Origin of the sequence: Aliikangiella coralliicola (genome assembly GCF_007004725.1) — a bacterium.
Classification (GTDB): domain Bacteria; phylum Pseudomonadota; class Gammaproteobacteria; order Enterobacterales; family Kangiellaceae; genus Aliikangiella; species Aliikangiella coralliicola.
On the sequence record NZ_ML660172.1, the window covers coordinates 197,621 to 210,396 of the forward strand.

8 protein-coding genes are annotated in these 12,776 nt (G+C 40.8%); 4 read left to right on the forward strand and 4 right to left on the reverse strand.

Annotated elements, in window-relative coordinates; all coding sequences use genetic code 11:
• Window positions 1-2 precede the first annotated feature (2 nt).
• The 3 genes from FLL46_RS25725 to FLL46_RS25735 all read left to right on the forward strand — a co-directional run bounded on the left by FLL46_RS25725 (window position 3) and on the right by FLL46_RS25735 (window position 4,576).
• Window positions 3-536, forward strand: a complete 534-nt coding sequence (locus FLL46_RS25725) for a GNAT family N-acetyltransferase (protein WP_142935120.1) — start codon at window positions 3-5, stop codon at window positions 534-536.
• A gap of 213 nt (window positions 537-749) precedes the next feature.
• Window positions 750-2,933: a TonB-dependent receptor gene (locus tag FLL46_RS25730; RefSeq protein ID WP_142935121.1), complete on the forward strand. Its 2,184-nt coding sequence runs from the start codon at window positions 750-752 to the stop codon at window positions 2,931-2,933.
• Window positions 2,934-2,992: 59 nt separating this feature from the next.
• The gene (locus tag FLL46_RS25735) at window positions 2,993-4,576 is read left to right on the forward strand and encodes a hypothetical protein (RefSeq protein ID WP_142935122.1); all 1,584 of its coding nucleotides are present in this window, start codon (window positions 2,993-2,995) and stop codon (window positions 4,574-4,576) included.
• Between the two features lie 120 nt (window positions 4,577-4,696).
• Here FLL46_RS25735 and nhaB read toward each other — a convergent pair whose 3' ends face one another.
• Window positions 4,697-6,331: a sodium/proton antiporter NhaB gene (gene nhaB / locus FLL46_RS25740; RefSeq protein ID WP_142935123.1), complete on the reverse strand. Its 1,635-nt coding sequence runs from the start codon at window positions 6,329-6,331 to the stop codon at window positions 4,697-4,699.
• Window positions 6,332-6,737: 406 nt separating this feature from the next.
• Here nhaB and fadR point away from each other — a divergent pair, with 406 nt between their 5' ends.
• Window positions 6,738-7,457 (forward strand): fatty acid metabolism transcriptional regulator FadR, encoded by a 720-nt coding sequence (gene fadR, locus FLL46_RS25745; protein WP_142935125.1) that lies wholly within the window; start codon window positions 6,738-6,740, stop codon window positions 7,455-7,457.
• A 125-nt stretch (window positions 7,458-7,582) separates the two neighbouring features.
• Here the strand turns inward: fadR and FLL46_RS25750 are convergent, their stop codons facing one another.
• Genes FLL46_RS25750 through FLL46_RS25760 form a run of 3 tightly spaced genes read right to left on the reverse strand, consistent with a single transcriptional unit; the run spans window position 7,583 to window position 12,301 of the window.
• Window positions 7,583-9,097: a SpoVR family protein gene (locus tag FLL46_RS25750; RefSeq protein WP_142935126.1), complete on the reverse strand. Its 1,515-nt coding sequence runs from the start codon at window positions 9,095-9,097 to the stop codon at window positions 7,583-7,585.
• 9 nt (window positions 9,098-9,106) lie between these two features.
• The gene (locus tag FLL46_RS25755; RefSeq protein ID WP_425456764.1) at window positions 9,107-10,363 is read right to left on the reverse strand and encodes a YeaH/YhbH family protein; all 1,257 of its coding nucleotides are present in this window, start codon (window positions 10,361-10,363) and stop codon (window positions 9,107-9,109) included.
• 15 nt (window positions 10,364-10,378) lie between these two features.
• Complete coding sequence (locus FLL46_RS25760) at window positions 10,379-12,301, reverse strand: PrkA family serine protein kinase (protein WP_142935130.1); 1,923 nt, start codon at window positions 12,299-12,301, stop codon at window positions 10,379-10,381.
• Between the last annotated feature and the right edge of the window lie 475 nt (window positions 12,302-12,776).

A 12,776-nucleotide genomic window follows, 5' to 3' on the forward strand; every position in this document is an offset into this window, starting at 1 on the left:
ACATGAATAATCGAATAACTGAAAATGTAGTCACTGATAATGTAGTCACTGATAATATAATCATTCGCGCCGGCACTGAGAGTGATTGTGATCTAATTCTAGATTTCATCAATAAGCTTGCAGAGTATGAGAAGCTCGCTAGCGAGGTTGTTGCTACTCAGTCGCAGCTCAAGAAAACACTTTTTGGAAGCAAAGCCTATGCTGAAGTCATTATCGCTGAACTTGCCGGTAATCCGGTGGGCTTCGCCCTTTATTTTTATAACTACTCAACCTTTTTAGCTAAACCAGGTCTTTATCTTGAAGATCTCTATGTTTTGCCTGAAGCAAGAGGAAAAAAAGTGGGAAAGGCCCTATTGATTCGTCTTGCGAAAATAGCACTTGAAAATGATTGTGGCAGGTTTGAATGGTCTGTTCTGGATTGGAATCAACCGGCTATTGATTTTTATCGCAGTATCGGTGCCATTGGAATGGAAGAGTGGACGGTACAAAGAGTCGATGGTGATGCGCTGAGCGAACTTGCGAATAAAAAACTTTAGTAATGTTCAGAAAAAAACGCTACGAAGTTTCTAATAACTTGTCGTTATTTTAAATATTTTAATTTGAGATTTTTTCTCGTTAATCCCGCTTATTCTCAAGTGTTTGTTCACTGAAAGAAGTTGGTCAAAAAATTGGTGCGACAATTAGTCGCATTCTAAATTGTGGTTGATCTATTTAGACTTTTCGGCTTTTAATATACCCAAAAAGTGATAATGCAACCTAAAATAAAAATAAGATGTTTAAACAAAATCTTTTCTAAAAAAATAAGAACATCTTCAAAAAAAATAATCTATTCAATTTTTTCTGTCGTTTTTTCATTTCAATCTTTAGCGGATGAGCGAGACGGCTCGTTGGATGATGATCATACTTTAGTGATTACTTCGACCAGAGAAGAAAAGTTAAAATCTGAGCTGGCAGAATCTGTAACTGTTATTGACAGTAAACAAATTGAGGAAATTTCTCCTTCGCATCCAGCTGAACTGCTCAATCGGGTTCCTGGTGTTTATATTAATAATCTCGGCGGCGAAGGGCACATGTCTTCAATTCGTCAACCGATAACCACTTCTGGCGTTTACCTGTTTCTAGAAGATGGTATTCCCACCCGACCAAGTGGTTTTTTTAACCATAACGGTCTCTACGAAATTAACATTCCTCAAAGCAGTCGCATCGAAGTCATTAAAGGAACTGGTTCTGCGTTGTATGGAAGTGATGCAATCGGTGGGATTATTAATTCAATTACTCGACCCAGTCCTGAATCGACAGAGTTTGAAGGTCACTTTGAGTTTGGATCCTTTGGTTGGAAAAGAGGCTTAATCAGTGTTGGCACAAACATCGATGAAGATAGTGGATTTCGGATCGATGTGAATGTGACTGATAATGATGGTTATCGTGACGAGTCCGCATACTCTCGCAAGTCAACGACCGTTCGCTACGACAATAACTTAAGTGCTGCCTGGGATTTGAAAACCGTATTTTCCTATTCGAAAGTTGAACAAAGCGGCGTTTCCAGTTTAGAAGAAGACGAGTATCGAAACAATCCAAAGAAAAATCTCTTCCATGGCGATATTGGTTTCAGAGAAGTTGATGCTTACCGACTATCGGCGGAATTCAGTTATCAGTCAAATGATTCTGAATTGTGGACATTCACGCCTTATTTTCGTGATAACCAAATGGTGATGACGCCGAGTTGGATGGTTACTTATGATCCCAATTTTCGTACTTATAAGTTTGACTCCTACGGTGCAATGATTAAGTATCGAAACCGGCTAAGCGATAGCTTTACAATTATAAGTGGGGTGGATTTCGAAACGACGCCTTCCTCTTATCAGGAAGAATCTATCAGTGTTGTGCAAGATGGAGATATCTATGTCGGCTACGCTTTGGATGATGTCGATTACTACAATTTTGATGCAACTCAGAACATCATTTCGCCTTACATTCATTCAGAATGGAAATTTGCTAATCAATGGATATTCAGTTTAGGTGGTCGCTATGATTATTATGAAGTTGATTATGAAGATAAATTAGCTGGCAATGCAGTCGACTCCAGGCACCTCAGACCTGAATCACAAAAAGTGGACTTTGATAATTTTAGTCCCAAGTTAGGCCTGGTTTATCAGTTAAACGAACAACACAATGCTTATTTTAACTACCGCTATTCGTTTGTCGCACCATCGGTTGGTCGTTTATTTCGTCCGGGCTCTTCGCAAGATTCAGAAAACCTGAAACCTATAAAAAGTAAAAGTTATGAAATCGGTTTTCGTGGACATTTTGCTGATAACTGGCGATATGAAGCGGCGATTTATAACTTGGAAAAAAGCGATGATATTGTGACCTTTATCGACGGATCTGATCGTAAAGTAACAAACGCCGGTGAGACCAGTCACAAGGGAATAGAAATTGGGTTGCAAGGTGATCTTTCTGACGCATTCTCTGTCAGTTTTGCCTGGACCAAAACTGAGCAAAAATATGAAGAGTTTGGTTATTTGTTCCAATGCTTTTCACCCGCCTGCGGCAGAGTCATTCCAGGACCGCCTATCAGAGAGAATAGAAACTTTGCTGGTTTTGATGTTGGCAAATCGCCAGAGTCGCTGGGGAATGTCAGTTTGCAGTATTACCCAACACAAATACCGGGCCTGCGCTTTGAGTTAGAAATGGAACATGTCGGCGAGTATTTCACTGACGAAACGAATACGCTGAAATACGGTGGGCATGACCTTTTTAATTTAAGGTCAAGTTATGAAGTTTCAGATAGCACCAAAGTCACTTTCAGAGTCATGAATGTTACCGACAAAATCTACTCAACTTATACCACTGCCCAGGTGGGAGATTTGGATATATCTTATCGTCCTGGTTTACCTAGAGCTTACTATCTTGGATTTAAATATAGCTACTAGCGCTTTTCATTAGCGCTTGAACTTATTTAAATTACCCATTTAAAAAAAAGATTTTAACCATGAAAAAAATAAATAAAACGTTGGTACATTGGCATAGAAAATTAGTGTGGTTTGCGTTAGCGACTTTGATTGTTTGGGGCATTTCCGGTGTTTTACACCCGATAATGTCATGGACTGGTCCGAAAGCGGTTAAGTTTTTTCCACCAAAAATTATAGTGAGTGCTGCTGAGCTCAATAAACTGCCTGAGGTATTAAGTTTACTGGGTGAGAATAAGATCAGTACCAGTAAAGTGGTTCCCTCTCAACAAGGATTGCTGCTGCAAAATAGTTATGTGGATGCTTTTAAACAGTCTGGCTGGATGAATTCGGGAAATACAGTTAATTCCAAGAGCACAGCTAATTCTCTGGATATCATTCAGCGCGAATATTACGACTTGGCAAATGGGCGAAAGCTAGCTAACTACGATGAGAAACAGGCCCGTTGGTTAGCGAATTATTACACTGGGTTTACCGATAAGGACATCGACTCTGTCGAATTGATAAAGGAATTTTCAGACGAGTATCCCTGGGTTAATCGGCTATTGCCGGTTTTCCGGGTTAGCTATTCGTCAGAAGATGGATTAGTCGCCTTTGTTCACACTGAAACGAGTGCATTAGCGTCGTTAACCAATGACTGGCGCACCGCCTTACAGAAAGTTTTTCGTCTGCTTCATACCTGGAACTGGGCTGATGATTTATCTATCGCTCGAGCAATAGTTATCGCCTTAATGATGGTAACTTTGTTAGCGATGGCTGTGACTGGAATAGGGTTAGTGATGGCACTTAGCTGGCGTAAAATTCCCAATGGATATCGCCGTTGGCATCGACTGTTGTCTTATGCTATCTGGTTACCGGTTTTAGGTTGGTCATTCAGTGGTTTTTATCACTTACTCCAAAATGAACTCGTGGACAGAGTTTCTGGTATGCAGCTTGATAAACCTTGGGTTTTGGCGACGACGAAGAATGATATTGATGTGAGTTGGTTAGATAAATACAGTCAACAACAATTTAACTCAATCACGTTAATCAGGGGCAAAGAAAACCAATTACAATTTCGGCTAGGGCTAGCATCGACCAACGCTAGTGGTAATGAAATGAAACACCATCAGCGAGAAGGTAAGAATGCCGATCAGAATATTTCTCGAAACCAGCGTTTTAAAGGGATCCCGAAAGAAACTGGTGCGATCTATATCGATCCGCAAAATGGTAAGCGACTCGATATCAATGATCAGCAGCGAGCTGAGTGGTTGGCGGCTGAACACTTGAAAGTGAGCGCTGATAAAATTTCTGATGCTCAGTTAATTACGCGTTTTGGCAACGGCTATGATTTTAGAAATAAGCGTTTACCGGTTTGGCGTCTTGCCATTGATGATGAAGCGATGACACACCTTTTTATCGATCCGGCGACCGGTATACTGGTCGATAAAAACAGAAACCTCGATAGAGTAGAATCTTGGTCGTTTTCAGTGTTACATAAATGGAACATACTTAACCCGTTCGTTGGACGGTTTATTCGGGATATATTAATTGTCTTCGTTTTGATTACGGCTTTGTTTTTCGCTGGTCTTGGAATATCAATAAGATTGAGTGCTAAAAGGACTTAAATTACCAATTCGGAGCTTTTTCTGGGGTAGTGTTAATCGGAAAGTCAAACAACAAAAAAAGGGCGAATAAATCGCCCTTTTTTTGTTGTGAAGCTTAGAGACTTCGCTGAGTTCCGGTGCTTAATGTCCTCCGGACTTTTTCTCAGGCAGAACACAGTGATTATCTTTCCAGTCTCCACTCATTGCCTGACATAACTCTTCAATCGTATGTTGTTTAATATAGCCTTTTTCAGTCATTGACTGGGTTGATGATTCTAAACTGGTGATCACCATAATTAGTCCAACGGTGCTCATCACTATCATATAAGGAAAAGCCATAATCACCATCTTGATATAGGAAAGACGGATAAGTGGTGCCAGCGCTGAAGTTAATAAGAATAAAAACGCAGCCTGGCCATTAGGCGTTGCCACACTCGGAATATTGGTTCCTGTATTGATAGCTACCGCTAGTTTATCGAAAACTTCACGAGTAATTGTGCCATCAATTACTGCCTTGGCGACTTCATTGATGTAAATGGTTGCTACAAAAACATTGTCACTGATCATCGAGAGAATGCCATTGGCGAGATAGAACATTGACACCTGAGTATTTCCTTCCAACGCCAGTACCATATCAGTAATCGGTTTAAACAGGGACTGGTCAGCAATAACACCAACAATGGCAAAGAATACTGTTAATAGTGCGGTAAATGGCAGGGCTTCTTCAAAAGCGTGTCCGATTTGGTGCTCGTCATTAACGCCACACATTGCGGTTGCCAAGATAATAACGCTAAGTCCGATTAAGCCAACGTCTGCCAGGTGGAAACCCAATGCGATAATCAACCAAATGCCCGTAATTGCCTGAGCGACGAGCGCGGCGTTGTCACGGGGGGTGCGCTCTTCGTTTTCGTGCTCTGCAAAATCTTCCATTACAGCGCGTACTTTCTCCGGGAGTTTTTGTCCATAGCCGAACCAACCGGTTAGCTCTAAAAGGATAGCGGTTGCCAGTCCGGAAAAGAATACGGGGATAGTAATCGGAGCCATGCGTAAAAAGAACTCGCCGAATTCCCAACTTGCTTTACTGGCAATTAACAGGTTTTGAGGTTCACCTACTAGCGTACAGACGCCGCCGAGTGCAGTGCCCACCGCGGCATGCATTACCAGACTGCGCAGAAATGAACGAAAATTATCCAGGTCTTCGCGGTGTAAGTCGTGGACTTCATCGTCAGTCCCCAAATCGTGCTCGCTGGTAAACTTTTTCCCGGAGGCGACTTTGTGGTAAATCCCATAAAAGCCGACTGCTACTGCTATGACAACCGCCGTTACCGTGAGCGCGTCGAGGAAAGCTGAAAGGAATGCGGCAACAAAAGAAAATAACACTGACAAGACAACTTTAGAACGAACGCCGAGTAAAAGCTTAGTAAAAATATACAGCAGCAAGCTTTTCATAAAGTAGATACCGGCGACCATAAATACCAGTAGTAAAATTACATCGAGTGCCCCTTCCACTTCGTGCATGACGGTTTCAGGGGAGGTGAGTCCAATGAAAACGGCTTCAATGGCGAGTAAACCGCCAGGCAATAGTGGGTAGCACTTTAGCGCCATTGCGAGGGTGAAAATAAATTCCAGAATTAGCAGCCAACCCGCGATGTATGGGTCGACCGAAAGTGCGACGATAGGATTAATGATTAAAAACGCGATAATTGTAACTTTGTACCAGTCTGGCGCGTTGCCTAAAAAATTCGACACAAATGCCTGCGGTATTGAACGGCTCATGTTTTTTCCTTTTCTTTATTAAAGTTCTACCTTTTTGGAAAATCGACCTGAATTTATTAGTTACTTATATTTTCCGTTGGGTAAAGGCAGGGATTTATTGCAGATTTTAGTCTTAAAACAAGATTTTTCCCAGCCTTTTAAGCTTTAAATTTAGAAAAAACGCTTAAAAATTAATCGGTTGAGCTTTAAATCGCAATTTAGCGTAAAAAATTTCAGTTTATTCGCTCGTTAAAATGGGCGCGATGTCAGTTTTATTACATATGAATGAAACTGCTTTGCCTTGGGAGATTAAAACGCGTATGCTAATCACAAATCTGACCAGTTTGCCGGTAGATGTTATAATTAATAAAACGGCTTCACGCCATTAGTTGCAATTTAAAACAATAATTTTTAATAGGAATGTCAAATGGCTAATTTGATTACGGCAAGAAGTCCCGCGGCTTTTGCCGAGGAATATATTGTCGATTCAATCTGGAATGGAAAATTTGCTCCGGGAACAATTCTACCGGCCGAAAGAGAGTTGTCAGAACTCATAGGTGTCACTCGAACCACTCTCAGAGAAGTATTGCAGCGCCTTGCCAGAGATGGCTGGTTAACCATTCAACACGGCAAGCCTACACGGGTTAACAATATCTGGGAAACCGCCGGTTTGCACATTCTGGATACGATAACGCGTCTGGATGATGCGGGTTCTTTAAAGTTAGCTGATCAATTACTTGATGTGAGAACGCAATTCGGCGGAATTTATTTTCGCTTTGCCATGAAGGAAAATCCTGACAAGATGATTGAGTTATTTGCTGATGTTGAAAATGTTAAAGAGACAGCAAAAGACTACATCGAGTACGACTGGCACGTACAACACCAATGTGCCGCACTTTCGGGCAATCCTGTTTATATTTTGATGCTGAATGGATTTAGAAACATTTATCATCGAATAGGGCGTTTCTATTTTAATGTCGCAGACGCGCGCAAGTTAGCTAAAGCACATTATCTAAACTTGAAAAATATTGTTGCTAATCAGGATATGGCGCAACTAAGCGACGCAATATGGACCTACGGCAGACAAAGTGGCGAGCTTTGGGCTGAAATGCGTTCGAATCTCAATTCTTTGAAGGAGATTGACTAGCACCCCGACGAATTGTGACTTATTCGTTAAATCACCGCTGATAACCTGCAGATTGTAAATATTAAGAAGCTTTAGTGAATCATTTGTCAGCGGTTGAATAATTGCCAGTCTTTTTCCCTGGTTTTCTAATCTTTCGGTTTAGGCGGGCAGCGGCCCAACTCTTTGAGTTCTCCATCTCTTTCCAACGTGCTTAGCTTAACAGTGAAACCCCACAATCTGTGTAAGTGTTTTAACACCTCGGTGCTATTTTCAGCTAATGGAACCCTGTTGTGAGGACTGTGTCTTAAAGACAGTGAACGGTCACCTTTTATATCGACGTTATAGACTTCGATATTAGGCTCGTTCATACTCAGATTATACTGCTCTGAAAGCTTGCGCCGAATTTCTTGATAACCGCTATCATTGTGTATTGCGGAGACCTCTAAATCTTTGTTCTCATCATCATCGAGAATTGCGAATAACTTAAATTTTCGAATTAACCTGGGGGACAGAAACTGCGCGACAAAACTTTCATCTTTGAAATTTTTCATCGCAAACTCTAATGTTTCTCGCCAATTACTACCGGCGATATCAGGAAACCAGAGTTTATCTTCTTTATCGGGTTTTTCGCAAATACGACGAATATCTGTCATCATCGCAAAGCCAAGCGCGTAGGGATTAATGCCATTAAAGTAGGGACTATCGAAACCCGGTTGTGCCACCACATTGGTGTGGCTTTGCAAAAATTCGAGCATAAAACCATCGGTGACATGTCCGCGATTATAGAGTTCGTTGAGAATGGTGTAGTGCCAGAAACAAGCCCATCCTTCGTTCATCACCTGGGTTTGACGCTGCGGGTAAAAATACTGACCGATTTTACGAACAATGCGGACTATTTCCCGTTGCCACGGTTCGATTAACGGTGCATTTTTTTCAATAAAATAGAGAATGTTTTCTTGAGGTTCACGTGGAAATCTGGGGCGATTTTCATCCGATTTATTTCGTTCACTTGTTGGAATGGTTCGCCAAAGTTCGTTAACCTGCGATTGTAAAAATGTTTCGCGATCTTTTTGTCTTTGTTTTTCCTCACGCATTGATATCGGGTGAGGGCGCTTGTATCTATCTACACCATAATTCATTAGTGCGTGACAAGAGTCGAGCACATTTTCAACTTTGTCAACGCCATGTAGCTCTTCACATTGAGCAATGAAATTTTTTGCAAAAACCAGGTAATCAATGATTGCTTCTGCGTCTGTCCAGGTGCGAAAAAGGTAATTACCTTTGAAAAAAGAGTTATGTCCGAAGCTTGCGTGGGCAATAACCAGCGCCTGCATCATCATACTGTTTTCTTCCATCAAGTAAGCGATGCAAGGATCGGAATTAATCACTATTTCATAAGCTAATCCCATCCTGCCACGTCGATAGGATTGTTCATTTTGAATAAAATGTTTTCCAAATGACCAGTGATTGTATCCAATCGGCATGCCTACGCTGGCATAAGCATCCAACATTTGTTCCGCTGTGATTATTTCGAGTTGATTGGGGTAAGTATCGAGCTCGAAGTCGTCTGCGATACCTTCAATGGTATCGTAGTACTTCTGAATTAATTCAAAAGTCCAATCAGCATCAGTGGAAATAGGCTTTTGCTTTGTTTTTGTCAACGGGGGCTCCTATTTGACAGATTGCTTTTGGAAAAACTCTCGAAAAACCGGGTAAATGTCTTGTTGTTCTGCAATTTTTTGCATGGCGAAGTTGCCGTAAGATTCCTTTAATTTTAAGTATTCATACCAAAGATTTTGTGGTTCTCTCTGGGTGATTTCTACATAGGTGTAATAGCGCACCAACTTTAATATTTTATCGGATAATATTTTGTGGCAGACGCGTGAGTCATCATTCCAGTTGTCGCCGTCGGATGCTTGTGCCGCGTAGATATTCCAGTCACTTGCAGGATAGCGGTCATGAACAATCTCCAGCATTAACTTGAGCGCGCTCGATACAATTGTTCCCCCCGTTTCTTGCGAATAGAAAAACTCCTGCTCGTCAACTTCTTTTGCTTGAGTGTGATGGCGAATGTAAATGACTTCCACATCTTTATAAGTGCGTTTTAGAAACATATAAAGAAGAATAAAAAATCGTTTTGCCATTTCTTTGGTCATTTGATCCATTGAACCCGAAACATCCATCAGGCAAAACATGACTGCATTGGTGGTAGGTTGCGGTAGTTTGTCAAAATTCTTATAGCGAAGATCAAATTTATCGAGGTAGGGAACGCTTGCTAGCCGCTTTTTTAGTTCCTCTATTTCTATTTTGAGGCGCTCTTTCTCTTCGACAGAATCAGTTCCTGACAGATCTTCAAGTAACAATTTTTTTTCGGAAATCTCTCGTCGTAGTGGCGATTGACTGGCAATTCTTCGTGCTAAAGAGCCTTTTAGCGAACGTACAATATCAATATTCGAAGGGGTTCCATCGGTATTAAATCCTGAACGTATCGGCTTGTAGTTAACTAGTTTTTTTAGTTGGTTTTTTTTCAGGTTTGGCAGCTCTAAACCTTCGAACAGAATTTCCATATATTCATCACTGGATATTTCGAAAGAAAAATCATCTTCGCCTTCGCCTTTGTCGCTTGCGCGTCGACCAGAACCTTCTCCGGCGGGCGGTGGGCGTTTGATACGATCTCCTGTGTTGAACTCTTTATTGCCTGGGTAAACGCGATCTTTGACACCACCACTTCCGTTGCGGAAAGTGGGCTCGGTAATATCGTCAGTGGGAATGGAAATGCTCTCACTCTGATCGACATCGGTCACACCACGTTTACTAATTTGTTTCGTGATGGCTTGCTTGATTTGCTTGCGGTAGCGACGTATAAATCGCTGCCTGTTTACGGTGCTTTTATTTTTCTGATTTAAGCGCCGATCGATAACTTGCATAATCGGTTCCCCTTCTTAAGAAGATTTACGAACTCGCAGGTACCATTCGCAAAGTAAACGTACTTGTTTTTGAGTATATCCTTTTTTGACCATGCGGTTAACAAAGTCATCGTGTTTTTGTGAGTCTTCTGTCGATGATTTTGCGTTAAATGAGATAACTGGGAGCAACTCTTCAGTGTTAGAAAACATTTTCTTTTCAATAACACCCCTGAGTTTTTCGTAGCTAGTCCATTTGGGATTTTTACCCTGATTGTTTGCTCTGGCTCGAAGAACAAAGTTGACGACTTCATTGCGGAAATCTTTCGGGTTTGAAATACCTGCTGGTTTTTCAATTTTTTCAAGTTCTTCATTGAGCGAAGAGCGATCAAAATTTTCACCGGTTTCAGGGTCTCGGTATTCTTGATCCTGAATCCAGAAGTCTGCGTAGGTGACATATCGATCAAAAATATTCTGACCATATTCTGAGTAAGATTCCAGGTATGCCGTTTGAATTTCTTTACCGATAAACTCAACATAGTTAGGAACCAGAAACTCTTTGATAAAAGCCAGGTATCGATCGTGGGCATCTTGAGGAAATTGCTCTTTTTCTATTTGCTGTTCTAAAACATAGAGCAAGTGAACTGGGTTGGCTGCAATTTCAGTTTGATCATAGTTAAATACTCTGGAGAGTATTTTAAAGGCGAAGCGAGTAGACAATCCGTTCATGCCTTCGTCTACACCGGCAAAGTCTCGGTACTCCTGGTAAGATTTTGCTTTGGGATCCGTGTCTTTTAAACTTTCTCCATCATAGACTTTCATCTTCGAATAAATTGAAGAGTTTTCCGGTTTAACTATGCGAGAAAGCACACTAAATTGAGCCAGCATTGGTAACATGCTTGGTGCACAAGGAGCGCTGCTTAGTGAAGAATGATCGAGCAGTTTTTGGTAAATTTTTACTTCTTCGCTGACTCTTAGACAGTAAGGCACTTTAACAATATAAACACGATCTAAAAATGCTTCGTTGTTTTTGTTGTTTCTAAAACTTGTCCATTCAGACTCGTTGGAGTGAGCTAACACAATTCCTTGGAAGGGCATCGCAGACATGCCTTCAGTGCCGTTGAAGTTACCTTCCTGAGTGGCCGTTAATAAAGGGTGTAAAACTTTAATCGGCGCTTTGAACATTTCCACAAATTCCATGATGCCCTGGTTTGCACGACATAATGCACCGTCATAACTGTATGCGTCTGGATCATTTTGAGCAAAGTTCTCTAACTTGCGAATATCAACTTTACCAACCAGAGATGAAATATCCTGATTGTTTTCATCGCCTGGTTCGGTTTTACAAATGGCAATTCGATCAAGAATTGACGGCATGACTTTTACAACTTTAAATTTCGAGATATCGCCGCCATATTCATGTAATCTTTTTACTGCCCACGGCGACATAATATTGTTAAGGTAACGCCGTGCGACGCCATATTCTTTTTGCAAAATTTCCGCATCTTCATCAGGATTAAATAAACCTAAAGGCGATTCGAATACCGGCGAATCTTTGATGGCATATATCGGCATTTTTTGCATTAAGCTTTTTAGTTTTTCTGCCAAGGATGATTTACCACCGCCAACAGGACCAAGTAAGTAAAGTATCTGTTTGGTTTCTTCCAGTCCCTGCGCTGCATGAGTAAAATAAGAGACGATTTGTTCAATGGAATCTTCCATACCAAAAAATTCCTTGAAGGCAGGATAACGGGAAATGACTTTGTTTGAAAAAATGCGACTGAGTCTTGGTTCTAGCGATGTATCGACTTTTTCTGGCTCGCCAATAGCCATCAACATACGTTCAGCGGCATTGGCGTAAACGGATGGATCTTTTTTACATAATTCGAGGTATTCAGAAAGTGTATATTCTTCTTCTTGTTGGCTTTCATAGCGATCTTGGTAGTGATTAAAAATACTCATTAATGTCTCCGCACGGTGAAATAGAATAACCAACTCTTTAAACTAGTCTTCGTCAATTTGAACGGTAATTGTGTTGCCTCTTTTTGTTATTGATTAAACTGTTCAATTTGTAACCTGATCCAATCGAATACTAGGGTTTTAGAGAATTTCTTACGCTTAATTTAAGCTTAGTCCCGTTCATAAAAAATTGCCTAAATAGATCGATTTTTTTTAAATAAATTTTGTTTCAATCTTTATTCGAAAATAAAGCTCATATTATTGAGACGTTTATAATCGTATACCTGTTACAAATATTCCGCCGCGAAAGTGTGCTGAGGGGAGAAAAAATTGTTCGAAAATTGTGCTTTAGTTTTATTTTTTTAAAGGCGGGAAATCTTTGTTGTGCAATGCGGCAATAAGTACCGATGAATTGGTCGAGACTAAGCGGTAAGTTATCTAAAATAACCGATTTCCGCGAATTATTGTATTTAACTGG

Excerpts from the sequence above, each read along its gene's own strand:
- FLL46_RS25730 (WP_142935121.1), top strand. The coding sequence starts at position 750 with ATGCAACCTAAAATAAAAATAAGATGTTTAAACAAAATCTTTTCTAAA.
- nhaB (WP_142935123.1), bottom strand. The coding sequence starts at position 6,331 with ATGAGCCGTTCAATACCGCAGGCATTTGTGTCGAATTTTTTAGGCAAC.
- FLL46_RS25725 (WP_142935120.1), top strand. The coding sequence starts at position 3 with ATGAATAATCGAATAACTGAAAATGTAGTCACTGATAATGTAGTCACT.
- FLL46_RS25755 (WP_425456764.1), bottom strand. The coding sequence starts at position 10,363 with ATGCAAGTTATCGATCGGCGCTTAAATCAGAAAAATAAAAGCACCGTA.
- FLL46_RS25760 (WP_142935130.1), bottom strand. The coding sequence starts at position 12,301 with ATGAGTATTTTTAATCACTACCAAGATCGCTATGAAAGCCAACAAGAA.
- fadR (WP_142935125.1), top strand. The coding sequence starts at position 6,738 with ATGGCTAATTTGATTACGGCAAGAAGTCCCGCGGCTTTTGCCGAGGAA.
- FLL46_RS25735 (WP_142935122.1), top strand. The coding sequence starts at position 2,993 with ATGAAAAAAATAAATAAAACGTTGGTACATTGGCATAGAAAATTAGTG.